26 protein-coding genes are annotated in these 23,866 nt (G+C 65.6%); 10 read left to right on the forward strand and 16 right to left on the reverse strand.

Going from position 1 to position 23,866, the window contains the following annotated elements:
* The first annotated feature begins 107 nt into the window (after positions 1-107).
* The 5 genes from AC56LV_RS13485 to AC56LV_RS13505 all read left to right on the forward strand — a co-directional run bounded on the left by AC56LV_RS13485 (position 108) and on the right by AC56LV_RS13505 (position 4,591).
* A complete protein-coding gene (locus tag AC56LV_RS13485) occupies positions 108-1,367 on the forward strand; it encodes an STAS domain-containing protein (protein WP_499558312.1) in 1,260 nt (419 codons plus the stop codon).
* Between the two features lie 235 nt (positions 1,368-1,602).
* Positions 1,603-2,139 (forward strand): ATP-dependent protease subunit HslV, encoded by a 537-nt coding sequence (gene hslV / locus AC56LV_RS13490; RefSeq protein ID WP_482896899.1) that lies wholly within the window; start codon positions 1,603-1,605, stop codon positions 2,137-2,139.
* A gap of 13 nt (positions 2,140-2,152) precedes the next feature.
* Positions 2,153-3,490 carry an ATP-dependent protease ATPase subunit HslU gene (gene hslU / locus AC56LV_RS13495; RefSeq protein ID WP_499558314.1) on the forward strand — a complete coding sequence of 446 codons (1,338 nt, stop codon included), beginning with the start codon at positions 2,153-2,155 and terminating at the stop codon, positions 3,488-3,490.
* A gap of 18 nt (positions 3,491-3,508) precedes the next feature.
* Complete coding sequence (locus AC56LV_RS13500; protein WP_183554541.1) at positions 3,509-3,712, forward strand: hypothetical protein; 204 nt, start codon at positions 3,509-3,511, stop codon at positions 3,710-3,712.
* Between the two features lie 147 nt (positions 3,713-3,859).
* On the forward strand, positions 3,860-4,591 hold the full coding sequence (locus tag AC56LV_RS13505; RefSeq protein WP_183554543.1) for a helix-turn-helix domain-containing protein: 732 nt from the start codon (positions 3,860-3,862) through the stop codon (positions 4,589-4,591).
* A 45-nt stretch (positions 4,592-4,636) separates the two neighbouring features.
* On the opposite strand, the gene AC56LV_RS13510 is transcribed toward AC56LV_RS13505, so the two are convergent.
* The 16 genes from AC56LV_RS13510 to gpmA all read right to left on the reverse strand — a co-directional run bounded on the left by AC56LV_RS13510 (position 4,637) and on the right by gpmA (position 20,836).
* Positions 4,637-5,269 carry a hypothetical protein gene (locus tag AC56LV_RS13510; RefSeq protein WP_499558316.1) on the reverse strand — a complete coding sequence of 211 codons (633 nt, stop codon included), beginning with the start codon at positions 5,267-5,269 and terminating at the stop codon, positions 4,637-4,639.
* Between the two features lie 44 nt (positions 5,270-5,313).
* Positions 5,314-6,534 (reverse strand): type II secretion system inner membrane protein GspF, encoded by a 1,221-nt coding sequence (gspF, locus tag AC56LV_RS13515; protein WP_258837063.1) that lies wholly within the window; start codon positions 6,532-6,534, stop codon positions 5,314-5,316.
* Positions 6,535-6,537: 3 nt separating this feature from the next.
* Complete coding sequence (gene gspE, locus AC56LV_RS13520; protein WP_499500387.1) at positions 6,538-7,959, reverse strand: type II secretion system ATPase GspE; 1,422 nt, start codon at positions 7,957-7,959, stop codon at positions 6,538-6,540.
* Between the two features lie 4 nt (positions 7,960-7,963).
* Complete coding sequence (gene gspD / locus AC56LV_RS13525) at positions 7,964-10,378, reverse strand: type II secretion system secretin GspD (protein ID WP_499558318.1); 2,415 nt, start codon at positions 10,376-10,378, stop codon at positions 7,964-7,966.
* Entirely contained in the window at positions 10,378-11,151 is a 774-nt protein-coding gene (gene gspN / locus AC56LV_RS13530) for a type II secretion system protein N (protein ID WP_499558320.1), read from the reverse strand. Before gspN ends, gspD begins: the two co-directional genes overlap by 1 nt.
* Positions 11,148-11,666: a type II secretion system protein M gene (locus AC56LV_RS13535; protein ID WP_183554555.1), complete on the reverse strand. Its 519-nt coding sequence runs from the start codon at positions 11,664-11,666 to the stop codon at positions 11,148-11,150. The genes gspN and AC56LV_RS13535 overlap by 4 nt, the downstream gene beginning before the upstream one ends.
* Complete coding sequence (gene gspL, locus AC56LV_RS13540) at positions 11,663-12,880, reverse strand: type II secretion system protein GspL (RefSeq protein ID WP_499558322.1); 1,218 nt, start codon at positions 12,878-12,880, stop codon at positions 11,663-11,665. The genes AC56LV_RS13535 and gspL overlap by 4 nt, the downstream gene beginning before the upstream one ends.
* Before the next feature lie 17 nt (positions 12,881-12,897).
* Positions 12,898-13,869 carry a type II secretion system minor pseudopilin GspK gene (gene gspK / locus AC56LV_RS13545; RefSeq protein WP_499558324.1) on the reverse strand — a complete coding sequence of 324 codons (972 nt, stop codon included), beginning with the start codon at positions 13,867-13,869 and terminating at the stop codon, positions 12,898-12,900.
* Positions 13,869-14,534 carry a PulJ/GspJ family protein gene (locus AC56LV_RS13550; protein WP_499558326.1) on the reverse strand — a complete coding sequence of 222 codons (666 nt, stop codon included), beginning with the start codon at positions 14,532-14,534 and terminating at the stop codon, positions 13,869-13,871. Before AC56LV_RS13550 ends, gspK begins: the two co-directional genes overlap by 1 nt.
* Entirely contained in the window at positions 14,531-14,917 is a 387-nt protein-coding gene (gene gspI, locus AC56LV_RS13555; protein ID WP_183554564.1) for a type II secretion system minor pseudopilin GspI, read from the reverse strand. The genes AC56LV_RS13550 and gspI overlap by 4 nt, the downstream gene beginning before the upstream one ends.
* A 14-nt stretch (positions 14,918-14,931) precedes the next feature.
* Positions 14,932-15,408: a type II secretion system minor pseudopilin GspH gene (gene gspH, locus AC56LV_RS13560; RefSeq protein WP_499558328.1), complete on the reverse strand. Its 477-nt coding sequence runs from the start codon at positions 15,406-15,408 to the stop codon at positions 14,932-14,934.
* Between the two features lie 9 nt (positions 15,409-15,417).
* Positions 15,418-15,873, reverse strand: a complete 456-nt coding sequence (gene gspG, locus AC56LV_RS13565; RefSeq protein ID WP_183554567.1) for a type II secretion system major pseudopilin GspG — start codon at positions 15,871-15,873, stop codon at positions 15,418-15,420.
* A 140-nt stretch (positions 15,874-16,013) separates the two neighbouring features.
* A complete protein-coding gene (locus AC56LV_RS13570; protein WP_499558330.1) occupies positions 16,014-16,790 on the reverse strand; it encodes a HesA/MoeB/ThiF family protein in 777 nt (258 codons plus the stop codon).
* 292 nt (positions 16,791-17,082) lie between these two features.
* On the reverse strand, positions 17,083-18,561 hold the full coding sequence (locus tag AC56LV_RS13575; RefSeq protein WP_499558332.1) for a S41 family peptidase: 1,479 nt from the start codon (positions 18,559-18,561) through the stop codon (positions 17,083-17,085).
* Positions 18,562-18,579: 18 nt separating this feature from the next.
* Positions 18,580-20,070 carry a murein hydrolase activator EnvC family protein gene (locus AC56LV_RS13580; protein ID WP_499558898.1) on the reverse strand — a complete coding sequence of 497 codons (1,491 nt, stop codon included), beginning with the start codon at positions 20,068-20,070 and terminating at the stop codon, positions 18,580-18,582.
* Between the two features lie 19 nt (positions 20,071-20,089).
* Positions 20,090-20,836: a 2,3-diphosphoglycerate-dependent phosphoglycerate mutase gene (gene gpmA / locus AC56LV_RS13585; protein WP_499558334.1), complete on the reverse strand. Its 747-nt coding sequence runs from the start codon at positions 20,834-20,836 to the stop codon at positions 20,090-20,092.
* Between the two features lie 89 nt (positions 20,837-20,925).
* Here gpmA and AC56LV_RS13590 point away from each other — a divergent pair, with 89 nt between their 5' ends.
* From AC56LV_RS13590 to AC56LV_RS13610, 5 genes are all read left to right on the forward strand, one after another.
* Complete coding sequence (locus AC56LV_RS13590) at positions 20,926-21,327, forward strand: rhodanese-like domain-containing protein (RefSeq protein WP_482896884.1); 402 nt, start codon at positions 20,926-20,928, stop codon at positions 21,325-21,327.
* A 41-nt stretch (positions 21,328-21,368) separates the two neighbouring features.
* Positions 21,369-21,632: a glutaredoxin 3 gene (gene grxC / locus AC56LV_RS13595; RefSeq protein ID WP_183554577.1), complete on the forward strand. Its 264-nt coding sequence runs from the start codon at positions 21,369-21,371 to the stop codon at positions 21,630-21,632.
* 170 nt (positions 21,633-21,802) lie between these two features.
* Positions 21,803-22,261, forward strand: coding sequence for a protein-export chaperone SecB (gene secB / locus AC56LV_RS13600; RefSeq protein ID WP_183554579.1), 459 nt, complete (start codon positions 21,803-21,805; stop codon positions 22,259-22,261).
* A gap of 89 nt (positions 22,262-22,350) precedes the next feature.
* Positions 22,351-22,812: an SH3 domain-containing protein gene (locus AC56LV_RS13605; RefSeq protein ID WP_499558336.1), complete on the forward strand. Its 462-nt coding sequence runs from the start codon at positions 22,351-22,353 to the stop codon at positions 22,810-22,812.
* 17 nt (positions 22,813-22,829) lie between these two features.
* A complete protein-coding gene (locus AC56LV_RS13610) occupies positions 22,830-23,858 on the forward strand; it encodes an NAD(P)H-dependent glycerol-3-phosphate dehydrogenase (protein WP_499558338.1) in 1,029 nt (342 codons plus the stop codon).
* Positions 23,859-23,866 lie beyond the last annotated feature (8 nt).

The raw sequence follows: 23,866 nt of genomic DNA on the forward strand, positions 1-23,866 counted from the left end.
CAACATTGCCATTAGGCTACACTGACGCGCGGCCACGTGTGCTCAGCATCCGTCGCCAGGGTCCGTGCTAAGGTCATGGTGGACACGTTATCGAGACAACGGTGAGCATGGGGCTTTTTTCCTTCCTGAAGAAAAAGAACGATGCGGTGGCCGCGCCCAGCTGGCCGCCACCCGAGTCGCGCCTGCGCGGCGAACCGTCACGCCTGGCGTCCGATGCCGAGCGCGAGCGCCAGCGTGAAATCGCCCGCGCCACCGCTGCCAAGATCGACGAAATCGAACTCGAATTTGCGTCCGACATGTTCGACGACGAGCCGGCCTGGGACAGCGGCCGCCGTCCCGCCAACGGCGTCACGGTGGCGGCCGCGCCCGATCCCGACGACATTCCCGACCTGGCCGCTGCGCCCGCCAGCGCCCCGGCGGTCGACGAAAGCGCCATCCTGTACGCCAATGGCCAGAGTACCGCTGCCGAACAATTGCTGCGTGAATCGCTCGCGACGCTGGGCCGCCACGAACGCCTGCCATGGTGGATGCTGTTCGACCTGTACCAGGCCGATGGCCGCGAAGAACTGTTCGAGAGCATCGCCATCGATTACGCGAGCCACTTCGAAACCTCGCCACCCACCTGGAAGCCGCTCGCGCCCGCCTCGGTGGCAAGCCAGCCGGCGCAGGGGCTGACCGCCACCGAAACCTTCGACGCGCTGCTCGATGCGACCGTCGCACCCCGCCTGCGGCGCGTGCTCGAGGCGCAGGCACCGAACGTGCGGCTCGACTTCGGCAAGGTGCGCAGCATCGATGCGGACGGCGCCGACTGCCTGCTGGCCACCCTGCAAACGCTGCGCGCGAGCGACCGCGGCCTGGTGCTGGCCGGCGCCGACACCTTGATCACGACGCTGCGCCCGATGCTCGTCATCGGCAAGCGCGGGGCCAGCCCGGCGCCCTGGCTGCTGCTGCTCGAACTGCTGCTGCTGACCAACCGCGAAAAGGATTTCGAAGAAGCGGCGATGGATTACTGCGTCACCTACGAAGTCTCGCCGCCCTCGTTCGAAGCGCCCCGTCACGTCTCGACGGCCGCACCAGCACCGAGCCACGGCGACCGCTTCATGTTGCCCGCCGTGATCAGCAGCCTGGACCCGGCATTGATCGGGGCCATCGAGGCCTACGCCGCAGAACGCGACACGCTCGTCTTCGACTGCTCACGGCTGGCGCGCATCGAGTACGCCGGCGCCGGCAGCCTGCTGGCGCGGCTCGATGCGCAAGCGGCAGCCGGCCGCACGGTCGAGCTGCGCGAACTGAACCACCTGATAGCCGCCCTGCTGCGGCTGCTGGGCGCCGGCGAGACCGTACGGCTCTATCCACACCGCTACTGACGATACAGCAAACCCAAAAGCGAGGGTCAGGTCTGACATTCGGACACGATCTCGACAGTAGGGTAGCCGCAACTAGCTGGCACTGGACCATGCGACCGTTGCCAAGGCAGAGGTCGTGTCCAAATGTCAGACCTGACCCCGGCTGTGGGAGCTCATCGGTATTTCCCGTTCGGATAATCTTGCAATCCTGCGCACGGTCCCCACCTGCTGGTAGCCAGACAATCACGAGGTAAAAATGGAACAATTTCACGGTACAACCATCGTCAGCGTACGCCGCGGCAATCAGGTCGCGCTCGGCGGCGATGGGCAGGTCACGCTCGGCAACGTCGTCATGAAGGGCTCGGCCCGCAAGGTGCGCAAGCTGTATCAGGGCAAGGTCCTGTGCGGTTTCGCCGGCGGCACCGCCGACGCTTTCACGCTGCTCGATCGCTTCGAGGGCAAACTTGAAAAGCACCAGGGCAACCTGCTGCGCGCCTCGGTCGAGCTGGCCAAGGACTGGCGCACCGACCGCGTGCTGCGCCGCCTGGAAGCCATGCTGCTCGTGGCCGACCGCGAGTCCACCCTGATCATCACCGGCAATGGCGACGTGCTCGAGCCGGAAGACGGCATCGGCGCGATTGGCTCCGGCGGCATCTATGCCCAGTCGGCCGCCAAGGCGCTGTACGAGAACACCGACATGCCGCCTGCCGAAGTGGTCAAGAAGGCGCTGACCATCGCGGGCGAACTGTGCATCTACACGAACATGTCCCACATCATCGAGACCCTGGATTGATATGAACAGCTTCATGAACATGACCCCACCCGAAATCGTCTCCGAGCTGGACAAGCACGTCGTCGGCCAGGGCAAGGCCAAGAAGGCCGTCGCGATCGCGCTGCGTAACCGCTGGCGCCGCCAGCAGGTCGAGGAACCGCTGCGCTATGAGATCACACCAAAAAACATCCTGATGATCGGCCCGACGGGCGTCGGCAAGACCGAGATCGCGCGCCGCCTGGCCAAGCTGGCCGATGCGCCATTCATCAAGATCGAGGCGACCAAGTTCACCGAGGTCGGCTACGTCGGGCGCGATGTCGACACGATCATCCGCGACCTGATCGACATCGGCATCAAGCAGACCCGTGCCAGCGAAGCGAAGAAAGTGCGCCAGCGCGCCGAAGACGCGGCCGAAGACCGCATCATCGACATCCTGGTGCCGCCGGCGCGCGACTTTGGCTTTAACACCGCCAATACGCCGGACAGCAAGGAAGGCGACGCCACGCGCCAGACCTTCCGCAAGCGCCTGCGCGAAGGCGCGCTCGACGATCGCGAAATCGAGATCGAGGTGTCCGACGCTGCGCCGCAGATGGAAATCATGGCACCGCCGGGCATGGAAGAAATGACCGAGCAGATCAAGTCGATGTTTGCCGGCGCGGGCGGCGCGCGCAAGAAGCCGCGCAAGCTCAAGATCCAGGAAGCCATGAAGATCCTGATCGACGAAGAAGCCGGCAAGCTGCTCAACGAAGACGAGCTCAAGCAAAAGGCCATCGCCAACGTCGAGCAGAACGGCATCGTGTTCCTCGACGAGATCGACAAGATCGCGACGCGCTCCGAGCACGGCGGCGCCGATGTCTCGCGCGCCGGCGTGCAGCGCGACCTGCTGCCGCTGGTCGAGGGTACGACCGTCAACACCAAGTACGGGATGATCAAGACCGACCACATCCTGTTCATCGCGTCGGGCGCGTTCCACTTGTCCAAGCCATCGGACCTGATTCCTGAATTGCAGGGCCGCTTCCCGATCCGCGTCGAGCTTGAATCGCTGTCGATCGAAGACTTCAAGAGCATCCTGACGTCGACCCACGCCAGCCTGACCAAGCAATACCAGGCGCTGCTGGCCACCGAAGGCGTGCAGGTCGAGTTCCTGGACGAAGGCATCCATCGCCTGGCCGAGATCGCGTTCTCGGTCAACGAGCGCACCGAGAACATTGGCGCGCGCCGCCTGTACACGGTAATGGAAAAGCTGCTCGAGGAAATTTCGTTTACTGCCGGGTCGGAAAAAGACCAGGTGGTGCGCATCGACGCTGCCTTTGTCAACGAACGGCTCGACGCGCTGGCGGTCAACGAAGACCTGTCACGCTACGTGCTGTAATTTTTGCGGGAGGCCGGCATGGCAAACAAGGCATTAGCGACGCGGCAAAAAATGCGGTTGCGGATCGAACCGTCGCAGCAAGCGGGCAAGCCGCGCAATCCCATCGCCGCGCTGGCCAAGGCGCGCGCCGCCGGCCCGCATGCCAAGCCGCTCTCGAGCGAGCGCACTGCCGCCAAGCAGGCGCTCAGGAAGGTCAAGCTGGTGGCGGGCGACGACGATTGAACCGGCCCCAGGCACGTTGTGCTTACACTCTTTGCGGACACCTCGGTGTCCGTTTTTTTGGCCAGGGGCGCCATTCAGGTGTACGCGCCTTGTCCGCACCGTGATTCAACGTTAAAGTCAGCCGTTGTCATTTTCTCTGGATCGCCAATGAGTTCACCCGATCTGATCCTGGACGCGCTGCGCATACGCTTGCGCGCGGCCGGCATCACGTATAAAACGCTGTCCGAGCGCATTGGCGTGAGCGAATCGAGTGTCAAGCGCATGTTCGGGCAAAAGGATATGGCGCTGTCGCGCCTGGCGGAGATCTGCCAGGCCACCGGAATCGGGCTGGAAGACCTGCTGCGCGGGGCAATCGAGGCGCGGCCCCAGCTCGATGCGCTGAGCCTGACGCAGGAACGTTCGATCGTTGCCAACCCGCGCCTGCTGTTGATGGCGATCTGCTGCCTGGGCCACTGGAGTATCGAACAGATCATCGAGACCTACGACCTGACCGAGGCCGAGTGCATCACGCTGCTCGCCGAGCTCGACCGGCTGGGGCTGATCGAACTGAAACCGCTGAACCGCTATCTGCTGCGGGTGTCGAATGCATTTCGCTGGCTGCCGGATGGCCCGGTACAGCATTTCTTCCGCGAGAACGTGGTAAACGATTATTTCTCGGGCCGCTTCGACGGTGCGGGCGAAGCGCTGCTGTGCTTGCCGGCACGGCTATCGCCGGCCAGTGCGCTCGAACTGTCGCTGAAGATTGATCAACTGGCGGCCGAACTTGCGCGGCTGCACCGCAACGACCGGCGCCTGCCGGCCGACGAGCGCAAGGGGCATACGCTGCTGCTAGGCTTCAGGTCGTGGGAACTGGCGGCGTTTACGGCGTTGCGGCGCTAAGGCTGCTGCTGCTGATGCGCGGCCACGCTGCCGACACCGAGCTGATTACATCACCGGCCGCTCTCCGTTCATTGGCTGTGCGTTCTGTGGCATCTGCGGCTGGCCGGGGTTGTCCTGCTCCGGCGGCGGATCGCGGGGCTGGCTTTGCATCCCCTGTTGATTGGCGTCCGGTGGTGCGCTCTGCATCATCGGCGGCGCGCTGACCACGCCTGGCGCCATTTGCGGCTCCATCATCGGCTGCGGCGGCATCGCGCGCGGCACCGGCTGGCTGATCGCACTCGACTGGCCGGCATCGGGCGCCAGTTCGACGCGCTTCATGACACCGTTATCGGACAACATCACATAGCGCCGATGCACTTCGGCCACCACGACGCCAGGCGCGATCTCGCGGCCGATGCGCACCGCTTTCGGCGGCGACCCGTCGGCAACCAGAATCACGGCGCTGTTGGCGCCGGCCGAGACCACACCGGTCAACTGGAAACTGGAAATCGCGACCGTCGGCTGCCCGCCAAACAACGTGGCTGCTGCTTCCGGACTCGGTGCAGGCTGGGTCGCCGGCGGCGCGGCGGCCAGCGGGCGCTGCTCGGGCTTGTACAGCTGCAGCACCCAATAGGCACCCGATGCGGCCAGCACAAGCAGGGCCAGCAGGGTCAAAAGAAGGGGCAAACGCTTGTTCATGGTGTCTTTCGCATCTCGTTCATTGGCATCGCTGCGCGATTTTCTTATTGCACCAGTTGATTGATTTCGATGATCGGCATCAGCACAGCCAGCACGATCAGCAGCACGACCAGGCCCATCGCCAGGATCAGCACCGGCTCGAGGAGCCCGGCGATCGTCAGCGTGCGGCGTTCGAGATCGGCCTGCTGTGAATTGGCAGCCCGCTCGAGCATGGCAGGCAGTTCGCCGGTGATCTCGCCGGCGCGGATCATGTGCACGAGCATCGGTGGAAACAGCTTTTGCGCCGACAGCGCGCGCGCCAGGCTCACACCTTCGCGCACGCTGGCCGTGGCCTGCTCGACCAGTTCGGCCATCGCCACGTTCGACAGCGTTTCGCGGCTGGTGTCGAGCGCGCGCAGGATCGGCACGCCCGAGCCGGTGGTGATCGCCAGCGTGCTGGCAAAGCGCGCGGTATTCAGGCTGCGCTCGAACTTGCCGTAGATGGGCGCGGTCAGCAGCCACGTGTGCCAGCGGCGCTTGAGCACGGGATTGCGCAGCGCGCGCCGCCACAGCCAGAACGCGCCGGCAATCAGGATGCCGACATAGATGCCATACGCGCGCACGAAGTCGGACACGGCCAGCATGACGACGGTGAGGAATGGCAGCTTTTGCTTGGTGTTGGCAAACACCGAGACGATCTGCGGCACCACGTAGGTGAGCAGGAAAATCACGATCGCGAACGCGACCACGGTGACGATCGCCGGATACGTGAACGCCAGGCGCACCTTTTGCACGAGGGCGTTGCGGCGCTCGATGTAGTCGGCCAGGCGCGAGAGCACGCGCGACAGTTGGCCGATCTGTTCGCCCGAGCCGACCAGCGCCCGGTAAATCTCGGCGAAGTCGCGCGGGTGGTGCGTCAGGGCGGTGGAAAAGGCCGAGCCGCCGATGACTTCGGCACGGATCGACGCGACCAGGTCGCGCACGTACGGCCGCTCGGCCTGTTCAAGCAAGGCGGTAAACGCTTGTTCGAGCGGCAGGCCGGCTTCCAGCAGGCTGGCCAGCTGGCGTGTGAACAGGGCCAGTTCGTTTTGCGACAGGCGCTCGCCGATGCCGCGCGAGCGGGCCACGCCGGCGGCGTCGAGCTGGGCTGCGATGGCTTCGACGCTCAGAGGCGTCAGGCCCTGCGCGCGCAGGTCGGCGCGCGCGGCGCGCGGGCTGTCGGCGTTGACCACGCCCTTGCGGGTGGCGCCCCCGTTGTCGACGGCCTCGTAACGAAATGCCGGCATCGGTTAGTCCTTGGTCACGCGCACGATTTCGGCCCGTGTGGTGGTGCCATCGAGCAGCCAGCGTTCGCCGTCCTCGCGCATGGTCTTCATGCCCACGCCCAGCGCCGCGACACGGATGTCGGCTTCGGACGCGCGGTTGTGGATCTGGGCACGGATCTGGTCGGTGGTCTCGAGCAGCTCGTAGACCCCGACGCGGCCGTGGTAACCGGTGTGGCCGCAACGTTCGCAACCGACCGCGTGCCAGGTGCTGCCGTCGAAAGTCTTGCACTGCGAGCAGAGTTTACGCACGAGGCGCTGGGCCATCACGCCCAGCAGCGACGAGGACAGCAGGAACGGTTCGATGCCCATGTCGAGCAGGCGCGTCACGGCCGAGGCCGCATCGTTGGTGTGCAGCGTGGCCAGCACCAGGTGACCCGTCAGCGATGCCTGGACGGCAATCTGCGCCGTTTCCAGGTCGCGGATCTCGCCGATCATGATGATGTCGGGATCCTGGCGCAGGATGGCGCGCAGCGCTTTTGCGAACGTCATGTCGATACGGGCATTGACCTGGGTCTGGCCAACGCCGTTCAGGTCGTACTCGATCGGGTCTTCGACCGTCATGATGTTGGCGGTCGCCGCATTCAGGCGCGACAGCGCCGCATACAGCGTCGTGGTCTTGCCCGAGCCGGTCGGGCCCGTGACCAGCACGATACCGTGCGGCTGGTTGATCAGGCGGTCGAACTGCGGCAGCAGGTCGCTGGCCATGCCCAGGTGCGACAGGTCGAGGCGCCCTGCCTCTTTGTCGAGCAGGCGCAGCACGGCGCGCTCGCCGTGGCCGGTCGGCAGCGTCGAGACGCGCACGTCGACTGGTTTGCCGCCCACGCGCAGTGTGATGCGGCCATCCTGCGGCAGGCGTTTTTCGGCAATGTCGAGCTGCGACATGATCTTGATACGCGAAATCAGCGACGCGTGGATGGCCTTTTTGGGCCGCACGATATCGCGCAGCGCGCCGTCGATGCGAAAGCGCACGACCGACGTCTGTTCGAATGGCTCGATGTGGATATCGGACGCGCCTTCGCGCAGCGATTGCGTGAGCAGCGCGTTGATCATCCGGATCACGGGCGCGTCGTCGGACGATTCGAGCAGGTCTTCGATCGCGGGGACATCCTGCAGCAGCTTGGTCAGGTCGAGGTCGGCATCGAACTCGTCGACCACTTGCGAAGCGTCGTTGCCGCCGCCGGCATAGGCGCCGGCGATGACCGTGTCGAGCTCGTCCTTGTCCATGCGGCGCAGCTGGATGCGGCCGAAGCGGCGCGACACCTCGGCGATGGCGGCCGGCGCAGTCGCGCTGGAGACCAGCACTTCGACGCTCTGGCCCGGTTCGCCAGTACCGCGCGCCAGGACGACGTGGTCACGGGCGAACGCGTAGGGCAAGAGATTGGTCATGTGATTACTCCCGGTTCGGTGGCGTCACCGGGCGAAACTGCGAAGCTGGCACGGGGGCGCCAGATACTGTGCCAGATGCTGCGCCCGGTGCAGTTTCTGCCGCATTGCTCGCCGGGTTCACAGAGCTGGATCGCGAGGCGCCCGGACGATTGGCCGCGCCATCGTTCGATGCGCCTGGCGCGGCGTTGGCCGGCGGCGGCGCCTGAACCGGCATGGTGGCCATACCCCCACCGGCCGGCGGCTGACCGCCCACCAGCGGCGGCAGCAGCGGTGCGCCCAGGTCACGCAGCAGCGGCGAGCTTTCAGGCCGGCCGGCCGCGCCAGCGGCGCGCATGAATTCGTAGCGGTCCATCGCGATCGAGTTTGATGCATCCTTGCTGCGCACCACGACCGGACGCAGGAACACCATCAGGTTGGTCTTGTTGCGCGTGCGGGTGCGGTATTTGAACAGGTTGCCCAGCACCGGAATGTCGCCCAGGCCGCGCACTTTTTCTTCGCCGTCGCCTTCGGTGTCTTCGATCAGGCCGCCCAGCACGATGATCTGGCCATCGTCGGCCAGCACATTGCTTTCGATGGCGCGCACATTGGTCGTCAGGCCCGAGGCCAGATTGCGGGTGGACGCATCGACGCTCGAATTCTCGTGGTAGATGGCCATCTTGATGGTGCCGCCTTCCGAGATTTGCGGGCGCACCTTGAGCAGCAGGCCGACGTCCTGCCGCTCGACGGTCTGGAACGGGTTGCCGCTGTTGTTGCCCGACGTGGTGTACGAACCGGTGATGATCGGGACGTTCTGGCCGACCTTGATGGTGGCCAGTTCATTGTCGAGCGTGATCAGGTTTGGCGTCGACAGGATGTTGGCATTGCCATCGTTTTCCAGTGCGCGGGCCACGGCGCCCAGGCCCAGCTCGCCGCCGATCTGGCGGAACAGGCCGAAGGTCAGGCCCGACGGCACGCTTGGCGTGGTCGTGGCGCTGGTCCCCTGGCTGGCGGCCAGCGCCAGGTTGACGATACTGCTGCTCGAACCGCCGCCCGTGTAGTTCTGCAAGCCGCCGAAGCGGTATTTGCTGTCGGAGTCACCCGTCGCACCAACCCACTGCACGCCGAATTCGGACGCCTTGTTGGACGTGACTTCGACCACCAGTGCTTCGATATAGACCTGGGCGCGGCGCACGTCGAGCTGGTCGATGACCGAGCGCAGGTTGCGGTAGACCGCGTCCGGCGCAGTGATGATCAGGCTGTTGGTCGACGCATCGGCCTGGATGAAGCCGGAGCCCTGCCCGCCGCCGGCGCCGCCGGCATTGGCGGTGAGCTGGCTTTGCTGGCCGAAGGTGTTGCCGGTGCCGCCCATGCCGGTGCTGCTCTGCTGGCCTTGCTGGCCACCGAGCCCGCCGGCGCCGCTGCCGCCCTGCCCGCTGCCTGTGCCCGACGTGATCGAGCTGCCCGCCGTGCCCTGCTGCTGCACCGGCACGGCCGAGGCATCCTGCGAGACGACGGCGCGCAGCGTTTGCGCAACGCGGCTGGCGTCGGCGTTTTTCAGGTAGACGACGTGGATATTGCCGCGGCTGGAGCTTTCCTGGTCAAGCCGCGCGATCAGGCCCTTGGCCAGGTTGGCGCGGGCCTGCGATGGCGCGCGCACGATGACGGCGTTGGTGCGCGGATCGGCCAGCACCGTGACGCGGCCCGAGTCGCCGCCGGCGGCCGGTTCCATCAGGCGCGTGACGAGTTGCGCGATATCGCTGGCGATGGCGTTGCGGATCGGGATCACGTCGAGCTCGGCCGCCACCGGCGCGTCAAGCGCAGCGATGATGCGAGCCAGGCGGCGCAGGTTGTCGGCGTAATCGGTCACGACCAGGGTGTTGTTGCCCGGGTTGGCCATGATCGAGTTGTTCGGCGAAATCAGCGGACGCAGCACGGCGGTGAGGTTGGCAGCCGATTCGTACGACAGGTAGAACACCTGCGTGGCGATCTGGTCGCCGGTGGCCTTGCTCGAGCGCACGCCGCCCACCTGCGTGGGCGAAGATTGCAGCTTGGCTTCGGCCTCGGGCACCACCTTGGCATAACCGTCGCCGCTGGTGACCACCGCGAAGCCCTGCAGGCGCAGGGTCGACGTGAGCAGGCCAAAGGCTTCGCTCTTGCTGAGCGACTTTTCGGACACCAGCGTCAGCGTGCCCTTGACGCGCGGGTCGATGATGAAGGTCATGCCGGTGTAGTGGCCGATCGCCTTGATCACCGATTCGATGTCGGCATTCACGAAGCTGAGCGCTGCGGCGTTCGCAGTCTCTTGCGCGGAGGCCGACAATGGCAGGGCCAGGGTCGTGACGACGGCGGAAGCGGCGCAGCACAGCATGGCGCCGGCGGCAAGACGGCGCAGGGCCGGAAGTTCGAGGTGCGCGAAGGTGGTGTGGTCTGTTTTCTTCATTATCTGAACTCGAGTGCGATTACGTTTTTGCCGTTCACCATCCGGCGCTGTCCCAGCAGATTCAACATGATTCCCAGAGTGTCTTCATAGCCATCGGCGGCCGCTGCCTGGCCTGAAAAGCGCAGGCGGCCGTTCTGCAATGACCCTGCGCCCGACAGCAGCAGGGCGCCGCGTACGGTACGCAGCGTCAGATCGGCCTGCGGTCCGCGCCAGTCCATGATCATTTCGTAGCTGCCCAGTGGCTTGATGGGCGACATGCGCGAACCCATGTCGCTCATCGACAGCGTGGTACGACCCTGCAGCGTCACGATGTTTTGCTGGCGCAGCAGGTCTAGCGTATTCCAGGAAAGCCGGATGCGGCCGGTGGGCGCGAGCGTGTTGAGCGGCGCACCCAGGCCTGCCAGCCCCTCGGCTGGCAGCAGGAGTTCGCCGGCATTGACTTGCCACTGCGACCAGCTGCCCTGCACGCGCACCGGATTGGCCAGCGCCTGCGGGTTCTCGAGCGTCATGTTCACGTTGCCCAGCACCACCAGTGGCGACAGGGTCCAGGCAAAACGGCCTGGCAGCAATGGCGTCACCGCACCGCCCTGGCCCGGCGCCCCGCCGATAAAGGCCGAGCCGCGCCAAAGCGTACCCTGCGCATCCCCCAGCGTCAATCGGCCGCCGGTCTGGCGTTCGACCATGGGGCCAAGCCAGGCCGCCGGCAAAAATGCCAGCACCGTTGCCGCCACGGCCAGCGCCACCAGCAGGCCCCACGTCAGCGCCCGCCTCATGCGGCCGGCTCGGTGCTTTGACGCAGCGTGAGCGTGGCATCGACCTGGCCAAGGGCATCCTTGGCGGTAAATTGCGCATCCTGCACCAGCAGGCGGCTGTCGCGGCGTTGCGCGTCGAGCCAGGCCATCAGGTTGGCGAACGAGACGCCATTGAGTTGCACCTTGGTGTACTCGCCACTGACCGACAGCGACGCGGGATTCAGGCCGCTGGCCGTCATGCTGGCGGCCAGCGCCTCGCGCGTGACGGGTGCAACGGCCGGCGCCGGCTGGGCCGCGACGGCGCGCGCTTCGGCCGCCAGCGCATCGAGCTGCGCAGCTTGCTGGCGCAGCTCGGGCAGCGCGCGGCGCAATTGTTCGCGGCCGGTCAGCGCTGGTTCGAGCAGCACCAGGTACAGCAGCGTCAGCGCCACCACGCCGCCGCCGACGAGCAGGAACTTGCGTTCTTGCGCGGTGCGCGCGCTCCAGTAGCCGCCCACGCGCTCGCGCAGGCCGCTCAGTTTGCCGATGGCGCTCATGGCTTGGCTCCTGTGCTGCGGATCAGCCAGGTGGTCGCGTCGGGCGATTCCAGGCTGAGGTTACGTGACGACAGGGACGCGCGGAGCTGGTCGGCCATGCCGGGGTTGGTGGACTCTGGTTTGACGCGCACGGTGAGGGTCCGTTCGCGGTAATCGATTGATGCAATCGCAGGCGGCACGCCCAGCGTGCGTGTCGCTTCGCCGAAGGCGGCGGCCATCCAGTTGAACTCGTTGCCGGCCACCTGGCCGCTGCCGGCCTTGGCGCGGTCGATGTTCTGGCGCATTTGCACGACCGGATCGATGGCCGGCTGGTTCGGGTACACCGAGCGGAACGTTTGGCTCATCTGCAGGCGCACGGCATCGGCTTCGCGCTTCAGGCCCAGCCATTCGATATTCAGGCCGATCAGGTTGATCGCCACGGCAGCCAGCGCCAGGCGGATCGGCCAGCGCCAGCGGCGCCAGTCGCGCTGCGCGACGCCGGCCGTGCCCAGGCCCGGCACCAGGTCGAGCACGGGGCCGGTGCTGCCTTTGGCGCCGGCGATCCAGTGCGCCCAGTCATCGCTTTCCAGCGTGATGCCGGGGCCGGCTTCGGCCACCAGCGCATTGTATTCACCCAGCTGTTCACGGTCGACGTACAGCACCAGTGGCGCGTCGCCCGACAGCGCGCGCGCCGTCTGCAGCGCCATCACGGGGCTGCCGTCGAGCGCCAGGCCCAGGCCGTCATATTGGCTTTGGCGCAGGATCAGTTCGCCGTTACCGACGGCGGCGCTGACGCTGCCCGGATGCAGCGGCAGGCACAATTGCTCGGGGATGGCGGCGATCTGGCGCGCACCGAGCGTGAGCAGCGCGCGCACGAGCGGTTCGAGCCAGGCTTGCTGCACCACGGCCACGGGCCGGCGGCCATCGGGCTGCACAGGGCCAGCCACCAGTACGCAATCGAGCGGGTCGCCCAGGATGTGTTCTTCGACGAGCGCCGGCAGCGCCGCGCGCAGGCGGGCACCGGCCAGCGGCGGGGCCTGCACGGACAGCAGCGTGACGTCGCTGGCGGCCAGCACCAGCACCACGCGCCGGCTGGCGGCAACGACGTCGCCCAGATTGCGCAGCACGCCCTCGCCCTGCTGGCCGATGGCGCCGTTGTCGCCGACCAGCGCGAAGCGGCACAGGGCGCCTTCGCCCTGGCTGCGTGCCGGATGCCGGATATAAAGAGTACTCAAACTGTCTCGCTTTCTTCTCAGTTCTGGCGGGTCCAGATCACGTTCACACTACCGGAATTGACCAGATTGCCGCCGACTCGCACCAGCGATTCGGCGTCCAATGCGGCGCGGTCGAGCCGGATCCGGCTCTGGACCAGGAAATACGTGCTTTTGACGGTGATCTTCGGCTGGCTCTCCGCCGGCATATTCTGCAACGACGCCTTGAAGATACCCACGTCAGCCCACGGCACCCGCTGGCGCTGCGCGACGATCGAATTGGCTTCGGCCATCGAACTTCCCGGCAGCACGGCGGCCAGTACCTCAGGCGCCGCAGTATTCACATTGACATCCGTATTCGACGCCGGCAGCACGATGACGAACGGACGCAGCCGCTCGACCGCTTCTGGCTTGAAACCTGGCACCATCAATAAATCGTCGACCCGCTCCAGCCGCATCGGCGCCCCCGTACGCGGCTTCTGGGCCAGCGGGGGTGTACCGTCTGGCGGCGGCTCGGCGACCAGGGGCTGACCGGCAGCAACGAACTCGGCAATCGGCTGCGCCAGCCGCGCTTCAAGGCGCAGATTGGTCAGCAGCCTGCGCATGACGTCGATCTCTGCCTTGTCAGGCGTGCCACCCTTGGCCAGATTGTTCAGATTGTAGCGCGCCGTGGCGTCCAGAACCTGCCCCGACAGCGACGCATCGAAGTTTTCGCCCTGGATCCGCTCACGCTCGATGTACTGGTCGAGCCGGGTTTCGGCCAGCGGCGTGGCCCAGACCTGATCAAGCGAGGTGTAGTTGCTAGTATTATTGACGCGCAAAATCACGCTGGCCCAGTCGAGCGCGCCGCGCTGGATCCACTTGGTCTGCGACTGCAGGCGCTGGTTTTCCATCGAGCGCACCTGCACCTGCTGCTGCCAGAACAGGCTGGCGACAATGGAAATGGCCAGCGTGGTCAGCAGCATGGCGGTGACGACGGCGACGCCCCGCTGGCGTGTGAGGTGGCGATGCATCAGGTGCCTCCCAGCAGGAATGCCTTGACCATCGGCTGGGCCAGGCCCTGCACGGTCAGCGCCACCTGCACGCCGGTTGGGTCCTGCGCGTTTTTGACATTGGGGTCGGTGCCGGCAGGGTCCGGCGCCCCACCGCCCACGGCCGTGGGTTCGTTGCGCCAGGCATTGTTCTGCCAGCCCTGCACCTGCATGCCGGCCACACCGACCTGCAGCACGACGGACGGCGAATTCTCGGCCGCTGCATCGGACGTGATCGCCTGCCACAATTGCTCGATCTGGATCAGGTCGCGCGTACCGGGCGACTCGCGCCGCACCAATTTTCCTTCGACGACGCGGTAGCTCACCACCTGCAGGCGCGACGGTTCATTCTCGACAAACACCTTGCGCACGAGAACCAGGCGGTCGGTATCCCACAGCAGCGCCGGACGCCCGGCCATGATGTCGTTGCCGGCCGCGTGCTCGCAATCGTTTTCCATCTGGGCAAAGGCGAGCTGCATGCCGCGTGTGGTTTCCATGTCGGCAGTCAGCGCCACGCGCGCACGGACGATGCCGTCCAGGCCGCGCCAGCCGAGCACGGCCACCATGGCGAGGATGGCGATGGCCACCAGGAGCTCGACCAGGGTAAAGCCTGCAGGGCGCTGCCTGCTGCTTGAAATCCGCGTCATACCGGGGACGGCCTCAGAACCAGTTGGATCAGTTTGACAATGCGGCGACCGGGCTTGTCGACGTCAAACACCGAGACTTCGATCCTGCGCAATAGCGGGTTCGGGCTGGTCAGGACTTCTTCTTCGCACATCAGGTTCAGGCCGCCTTGCGGGCACGGAAAGCTGCGCTTGCCCACTTCGGGGAACTCGCGCCCCAGGCGAATCTGCACGAGCCGGTTCTCGGCCGACCAGGTCGCCATCATCGACGCGCGCAAGCCCTGGCTGTTGGAGGTCAGGCTGCCAACCGCGCGCAGGCCGGCAGCCAGCGCGGTGCCGACGATGACGAGCGCCACCAGCACTTCGAGCAGCGTGAAACCGGCAGCAGGTCGGGAAACTGGGCGCATGGTGGCGGGGGATGTCATTCGACAGTGAAGTGGCCGATGCCATCGGCGCGGATCGCGACCGTATTGGCACCCTTGGCCATCGTCAGCACGAACGGGCGGTCGACCGGCTCGCGGCCAAACGTGATGCGCAGCATGTCAGGGTTGCCGGTACCGGTCGGTTCGAGGATCAATTGCAGGGGCGAATTCTTGAATTCACGCTCGCGCAGCAGGTCATCGCGCGTGACCGGCTCCCAGCCGGCGTCGCCGCGCACCATGAAGCGGTAGCGGTCGCCGTTGGCCTCGAACGCGACCAGGCGGTTACGCACGATCGCTTCGTCACGGGCCAGTTGCAGCAGCAGCGCCAGGCGCTGCGCTTCCTTGTCGAGATCCTGGCGCGGACTCGGGATGGCGTTGAGCGTGGCCATGCCCAGCGTGAGGCCGATGATGACCATCACGACCAGCAGCTCCACCAGGGTGAAGCCGCGTGTGCGCGCTGTGCGCATGGCCGGCATGGAGATAACTTAGTCCCAGGAACCGACGTCAGTGTCTTCGCCAGTGCCGCCCGGCTGCCCGTCGGCGCCGTACGAGAACACGTCGACCTCGCCCTTGACGCCCGGCGACAGGTATTGGTAAGCGTTACCCCATGGGTCTTTCGGCAGTTTCTCGATGTAGCCGCCTTCTTTCCAGCCATTGGCCGACGGGCCCGAGGTCGGTTTGGTAGTCAGTGCGACCAGGCCCTGCTCGGTGGTCGGGTAGCGCTGGTTGTCGAGCTTGTAGAGCTTGAGCGCCTGCATCATCGTGGCGATGTCGACTTTGGCAGCCGTGACACGCGATTCACCCGTGCGGCCCAGCAATTTGGGCACGACCAGCGCGCCAAGGATGCCGATGATGACCACGACAACCATGATCTCGACCAGGGTAAAACCGCGTGCACGACCTGTGCTGCGCGTGTTGCGCTGAGTACGTTGAAAATTCATAAGCTTTGTGTGATGACAGGGGAATCGATGGAACCGGCACAGTATAAGCCCGAATTATGACAAGCGTACCTGCGAAAAGTACGCAATTGTATGTCACGTTCACCTGCACACCACGTTTCGCAATGCCCGTTAAGACACCACTAATCAACAGTGTTGCCGCTCTCACCATGGCGCGCCGCGCACACCGGGCACGCCGGATTGCGCGCCACGCCGATGGACGTCCAATCCATGTACTTGCCGTCGAGCATCAGGAGACGACCGACCAGTGGCTCGCCGATGGCCATGATGAGTTTCATCGCCTCGGCAGCCTGGACCGCGCCGACGACGCCAACCAGCGGCGCGAACACGCCCATCGTGCTGCACGCCACATCCTCGAAGCCACTGTCTTCGGGAAACAGGCAGGCGTAGCATGGGGCGGTCGGCTGGCGTGCGTCAAACACGGCCAGCTGGCCGTCGAAGCGGATCACGGCGCCCGACACGAGCGGCGTGCCGGCCGCCACGCAGGCGCGGTTGACGGCGTGGCGGGTGGCGAAATTGTCGCTGCAATCGAGTACGACCGTGGCGGCGCGCGCGAGTTCCAGCAGCCGCTCGGGGCCGGCGCGTTCGCGCAAGGCAGTGACTTCGATGTCGGGATTGATTGCCAGCAGGGCGGCGCGGCCGGACTCGACCTTCGGCTCACCGATGCGCCCGGTCGTGTGCATGACCTGGCGCTGCAGGTTGGTCAGGTCGACCGTGTCATCGTCGACCAGCGTGATGTGGCCGATGCCGCCGGAGGCCAGGTACAGCGCCGCGGGCGAACCCAGGCCACCGGCGCCGATGATGACGACGTGCGCGTCCAGCAGGCGTTGCTGGCCTTCGATGCCGATGTCGTCGAGCAGGATGTGGCGCGAGTAGCGCAGGAGTTGGTTGTCGTTCATGGGGAAAGCATCGTACGGTGGTGATTGGACGCCGGATCGACCGGCACGTGAACGGCGCCGTCCACGCCACACCATTGCATCGTACGGTGGTGATTGGACGCCGGATCAACTGGCACGTATCCGGTAGGGTGGACGGCTCTGCCGTCCACGCGGTGATGGTTGGCGGCGATATCATCCGGTCCGAGAACGGCACCGTTGGCGATCACCGCGTGGACGGCGAAGCCGTCCACCCTACGCCATTACCGCAATGGTGTGGCGCCGTCCACGCCACACCATTGCGGCAATTCGCCAATCACTTCTTGGCTGGCGCATGCAGCTCAGGCGGTTTGTTTTCCGCGCCCGGCAATGGCGCCGGCGCCGGTTTTTCGTCGACCGGCTCGCCTTTTGCCAGCACCACCTTCAGGCCCTTGAAATGATTGATCGCCTGTGCCAGCTGGAAATCGTCCTTGCTGCCGAACTCGAGCGGCTTGCGGTCTTTCATCAGCGCCAGCGCGCGTTGTTGCTGGGCCAGGCTTGCCGCCTGGTCCTTGCCAGCGGCCGCAGGCTGCTCGCCTTCAGCCACCAGGTGACGCTGCAGATCCGATTCGCGCACGCGCAGGGCGTTGAGCAGGTCGCCATCCGCCGTTTCGTCCACCCGCAGATCAGGCTGCACACCCGTCGCCTGGATCGGCCGCCCTTTTGGCGTGTAATAGCGCGCCGTGGTCAGCTTGATCGCCGTGTCGGGCGACAACTGGCGCAGCGTCTGCACCGAGCCCTTGCCGAACGTGCGGCTGCCCATCACGATCGCGCGCTGGTAGTCCTGCAGCGCACCGGCGACGATTTCCGAGGCCGATGCCGAGCCGCCATTGACCAGCACCACCATCGGCACCGTCTTGAGCCCGGCCGGCAACCCGGCCAGCGGATCGCCGCGCTGGGCATAGAATTCGCGCCGGCCGTAGAACGACTGATTCGAATCGGGCAATTGCCCTTTGGTGCTGACGATGACCTGATCGGCCTTGGGCAGGAACGCCGCCGTGACGCCGATCGCGCCCGGCAGCAGGCCGCCCGGATCGTTGCGCAGATCCAGCACGAGACCCTTGATGTCCGGTTGTTCGGCGTACAGTTCCCTGGTCTTTTTGGCCAGCTCGTCGAGGGTATTTTCCTGGAACTGGCTGATGCGCAGCCAGGCGTAGCCGGGCTCGACCACCTTGGCCTTGACGCTGACGACCTTGATTTCGCGGCGGTCCAGCGGCACGACCCATGGCTTGTCGTCGCCGGGCCGGGCAATGGTGAGCGTGACCTTGCTGCCGACCTTGCCGCGCATGCGCTTGATGGCGTCGTCGGACGACATATTGCGCACGGGGACATTGTCGATCCGGGTGATCAGGTCGCCCGACTTGATGCCGGCCCTGAACGCGGGCGTGTCCTCGATCGGCGAGACGACCTTGATGTAGCCGTCTTCATTCGAGATCTCAACGCCCACGCCGACGAACTTGCCCTGCACCGCTTCGCGCATCTCGCGAAACGCTTTCTGGTCGAGGTACACGGAGTGCGGGTCGAGCGAAGCCACCATGCCGCCGATGGCTTCGGTGAGCAATTTCTTGTCTTCGACCGGCTCGACGTAGTCGGTCTTGATCAGGCCATACACATCGGCCAGCTGGCGCAGCTCGTCCAGTGGCAGCGACGTGGCCGTGCCGGTTTTTTGTGCATAGGCCGACAACTGGAACGACGCCGCCACACCCAATACCATCCCCACGCCAACCAGCCCGAACCCCTTTGCTTTCATGCCCATGTGTACCCTGTGGTGACCTTAGAACCGGACCCAGCCTGCCGGGTCGAACGCCTTGCCGTTACGCCTGAGCTCAAAGTATAGCCCCGATTCTTCGTTGCCACCGGTGTTGCCCGCGCTGGCCACCGCCTCGCCCGCGCGCACGCTGTCGCCTGGCCGTTTGAGCAGCGCCTGGTTGTAGCCATAGATCGACAGGTACTCGCCGCCATGGTCGATGATGATCAGGTTGCCGAAGCCGCGCATCCAGTCGGCGTGCACGACGCGGCCCGGGGCCACAGCGCGCACTTCGGTGCCTTCGGGCGCCTTGAAGAAGGTGCCTTTCCAGTTCGGGCCGTCGCCGCGGCGGGTGCCGAAGCGTGCCACGACACTGCCATTGATCGGGCTGTTCATGCGGCCCTTGAGCGAGGCAAACGAGCCGGACGGCGCTGCCGGGCCCAGCACGACCTCTGGCGCCGGCGCCGGTTCGGGCCGGGTTGGCGCTGGCCGCGGCTGTTCAGCCACGACCGGGGCTTCCTTGACCGGTGCGGGGAGCGGCGCCGGCAGCGGCTCGGGCTTGACGCCCGGCTTGGCGTTGGCGTTCTGGCGCGCGATGCGTTCACGTTCGCGTTCGCGCTCGGCGCGCCGTTCGGCCGCTGCCTTGGCACGCGCCTGCGCCAGCAGGCGGGCTTTTTCATCGGCCTCGGCCTTGGCTTTGGCTTTCGCGGCAGCTGCGGCCGCAGCCGCCACCTGACGCTTGCGCTCGGCCTCGGCCTGTTCACGGATCAAACGCGCCAGCCGGTCGACGAGGCCGGACATGCGCTCTTCGTCGCCCTTCAGGCGGTCGGCCTGCTTGCGCTGGTCGGCCAGCTTGCTCGACAGCGTGCCCAGCAACGCCGCGCGGCGTGCCTTTTCCTTCTCGAGCATGGCTTTCTGGTCGAGCTGCTCCTGAGCGATTTCTTCCAGCTCTTGCTGGGCATTTTCAACCTTGTCGCGGTTGACTTCGACCTGCGCCAGGTTGCTGCGCACCGAGTCCAGCAGGCGCGCCTGGGCCTGCGACACGTACGCCATCAGTTGCAGGTCGCGGCTGATGCGGTTCGGGTTATCCCCCGACAGCAGCAGCTTGATGCGGTCTTCGTTGCCGGCCACATAGTGCTCGCGCAGCAGCCTGGCCAGCTGCTGTTGCTGGGCGCCGATGGTCTGCGCCAGCTGGGCTTGCTGATTTGCCAGCGATTGCAGCCGGGTTGCCGTCGTATCCTGTTCTTCGGCCAGATCGCGCAGCGCGCGGTTGGCGTCGGAAATGGCAGCCTCGGACTCGGCCAGCGTGTCGGCCGCGTCTTCCTTGGCGTTTTCGGTCTGGTTGATGTCGCGCTTGATGGCCGCCAGCTGTTGCTGGATGCCGGCGCGCTGCTTCTCGGCCGCCGCTTTCTGGCGGCTGCGCTCGGTCTGGCGCTGCGCCCACGCGTCCGACGCGAACGCGCCGGACAGCGCGACCGCCAGCAGTGTGCACAACAGCTTGCTGCCGGCGTCCTTCATGGTTGGCAAACGCAAAAGATTACTTCGCCTTCCCTTGGTTTGCGACGGCGGCCATGGCAGCGGCAATTGCCGCCTGGTCGCCCAGGTAGTAGTGCTTGATCGGCTTGAGGTCAGCGTCGAGTTCGTACACGAGCGGCTGGCCGTTCGGGATGTTCAGGCCCACGATGTCGGCGTCGCTGATGTTGTCGAGCATCTTGATGATGGCGCGCAGGCTGTTGCCGTGGGCCGAAATCAGGATGTTCTTGCCGGCGCGGATCGCCGGGGCGATCTCGTCGTTCCAGGCTGGCATCACGCGCGCCACGGTGTCTTTCAGGCATTCGGTCAGCGGAATCTGGCTCTCGTCCAGGCTGGCGTAGCGCGGGTCGCCGAACGACGTGCGCGAATCGTCCTTCTCGAGCGCCGGCGGCGGCGTGTCGTAGCTGCGGCGCCAGACCAGCACCTGCTCGTCGCCGAACTTGGCGGCGGTCTCGCCCTTGTCGAGGCCCTGCAGCGCGCCGTAGTGACGCTCGTTCAGGCGCCAGTCGTTCTTGACCGGCAGATACATCGCATCCATCTCGTCCAGCGCGAGCCACAGCGTGCGGATCGCGCGCTTGAGCACCGAGGTGTACGTGAGATCGAAGGTGAAACCGGCTTCCTTGAGCGCGCGGCCAGCGGCCTTTGCTTCGGCCACACCCTTGGCAGTCAGGTCGACGTCGACCCAGCCGGTGAAGCGGTTTTCCAGGTTCCAGGTGGATTCGCCGTGGCGCATGAATACGATTTTGTACATGAAAGCTCTTTTCGCAAAATTTCTGGTTGATGTCCGGTCCAGCATCTATTTTATAATGCCCCGATTCAGTTCAACCAATCGGAACCCTTGTGAAATTCATTATCGATAACATTTTCCTCGTAGCGATCGCCGTTCTCGCTGGCGGCGCGCTGTTGTGGCCAGCCCTGGCGCCGCGCGGAAAACGCGCATCGCCACTGCAGCTGACGCAGATGATCAACCGCGGCAAGACCACGATTGTCGACGTGCGCAGCAGCGAAGAATTCGCCGCCGGTCACCTGCGCGACGCGAAACACATCCCGCTGGCAGACTTGGGTACTCGCATTGGCGAACTGGACAAGTCGAAAAACCGGACTGTCGTCATGGTCTGCCAGACTGGCGCACGCAGCGACAAGGCGGCGCGCCAGTTGCAGGCGGCCGGTTTCGAGGACGTCCACAGCCTGGAAGGCGGCCTGGCGGCCTGGAAGGCTGCAGGCTTGCCGCTCACCAAATAAACCGCCCCATCGAGTCGATCGGGCACACGAAAGGATTCATCATGGCAGCTCACGTCGTTTTGTACCACACCGCATCTTGCCCTTACTGCGTCCGCGCCGAGCGCCTGCTCGAAGCCAAGGGTGTCACCGAGATCGAAGGCATCCGTGTCGACCTGGATCCCGAGCAGCGCCAGGTCATGATGCAGCGCACCGGTCGCCGCACGGTGCCACAGATTTATATTGGCGATACCCACGTCGGCGGCTTCGACGAACTGTATGCGCTGGACCAGGCCGGCCGCCTGGACCCGCTGCTCAAGGGCGAGTAAGCTGTATGCGCACTGCGTAGCGTGGCCGCCGGCGGCAAGACTGCTATTGCAAGCAAGTTGATTTTGCTACAATTGCCGTCGTGTTCGATCCGACGGCCCGTTCACGACGTCGCGCTCGACCAGGCAACCGGAGTGGCCCGCCACTTCCCACTATTATTAGAAAGCGTTCCATGTCCGACGAAACTCTGCAACCAGTATTCCAAATCCAACGCGTCTACCTGAAAGACATGTCGCTGGAGCAACCGAACTCGCCATCGATCTTCCTGGAGCAAGAAGCGCCAGCGATCGAAGTGTCGCTCGACGTGGGTGCTGAAAGCATCGCCGAAGGCATCTACGAGTCGACCGTGACGATCACCGTCACCGCCAAGGTCAAGGACAAGGTTGCGTTCCTGGTCGAAGGCAAGCAGGCAGGCATCTTCGAAGCCCGTAACATCCCGGCTGACCAGATGGATCCGCTGCTGGGCATCGGCTGCCCGAACATCATCTATCCCTACCTGCGCGCGAACATCGCTGACGTGATCAGCCGTGCCGGCTTCCCGCCAGTGCACCTGGCCGAGATCAACTTCGAAGCCTTCTACCAGCAGCGCGCCCAGGCCATGGCCGAAGCCGCAGCAGCGCCGTCGAACTAAGCAGTCCGTCGTACCCGACGAACGCGGCGCCACGCCGCGTTCGTGCCAGATGGCCGGCGTCCCGGTTTCAACCACCATCCAGGCCCGCCATGTTCTCCGCACGCCGTCTTGCCGGCTTCGCTTTGACCGCCTCATGCGCCGCATTGCTGGTCGCCCCAAGCGCATTCGCCTTTGATTTCAAGACTGTCGGTACTACCCCGGCGATCCTGTACGCGACGCCATCGGCCAAGGGCAATAAACTCTATATCGCGCCGCCTGGCATGCCGCTGCAAATCCTGCTCACCTATGGTGACTGGGTCAAGGTGCGCGACATGAACGGCGACACAGCGTGGACCCAGGCCAAGGGCCTCAATGCGCAGCGCAATGTGCTGGTGAACATCCCTGGCGCACGCGTGCATGCCAGTCCCGATGAACACTCCGCCGTCCTGATGACGGCGGACAAAGGCGTCATGCTGGTACTGCGCGATCCGACGGCCGTCGTCTGGGCCCGCGTTCATCACCGCGACGGCATCGACGGCTACATCAAGGTCTCGGATGTCTGGGGCCTGTAATTCACCACAGGAGTTCCATGCAACAGAATAAGCTCACCAAAATCACTGTCCTGGGCGCCGGCGCCTGGGGCACTGCCGTTGCCATTGCCCTGGCAGCGCGCCACGACGTGCTGCTGTGGGGCCGCAATCCCCAGCAGATGCAGGCCATCGACAGCGCGCGCGACAACCGCGCCTACCTGCCAGGCCATCCGCTGCCGGCCGCCCTGCGCGTGAGCGCCGACTTCGACGCGGCGCTGGCCCATGTCGCCACGAGCGCGCCGGACGAGACGCCGCTATTGATCCTGGCCTGCCCGGTGGCCGGCCTGCGCCCCCTGCTCGAACAATTGCGCGGCCGCTCGATCCCCAACGTCGTCTGGCTGTGCAAGGGCTTCGAGGCCGGCACTGCCCTGCTGCCGCACCAGGTGGTCGCGCAGGTGCTGGGCGACACCGTGCCGGGCGCGGCGTTGTCCGGCCCGTCGTTCGCCCAGGAAGTGGCGCGCGGCCTGCCATGCGCGCTGACCGTGGCGTCGAGCTCGCGCGCCTTGCGCGAACGCGTCGTCGCGCTGGCGCATGGCGACAACCTGCGCGTGTATTCGTGCGACGACCTGGTCGGCGTGGAAGTCGGCGGCGCGGTCAAGAACGTGATGGCCATTGCCACCGGCACATCGGACGGTCTGGGCCTGGGCCTGAATGCCCGCGCCGCGCTGATCACGCGCGGGCTGGCCGAGATCACGCGCCTGGGGCTGGCGCTGGGCGCGCAGCCGGGCACGTTCATGGGCCTCAGTGGCATGGGCGACCTGATCCTGACGTGCACGGGCGATCTGTCGCGCAACCGGCGCGTGGGCCTGGCGCTGGCCGAGGGCAAGGCGCTGGCCACCATCGTGGCAGAGCTGGGCCATGTGGCCGAAGGCGTGCCATGTGCGAAGGCAGTGCGCGAACTGGCGCACAAGATGGGCGTGGACATGCCGATCACCGAGGCGGTGGCGGGCGTGTTGTTCGATGGGGTGGATGCGGCGCAGACGGCGGCGGGTTTGCTGGCACGTGATCCGAGGATTGAAGTCGCGTAAAACGTAGC

The organism is Telluria sp. RB2R28 (assembly GCF_059685835.1).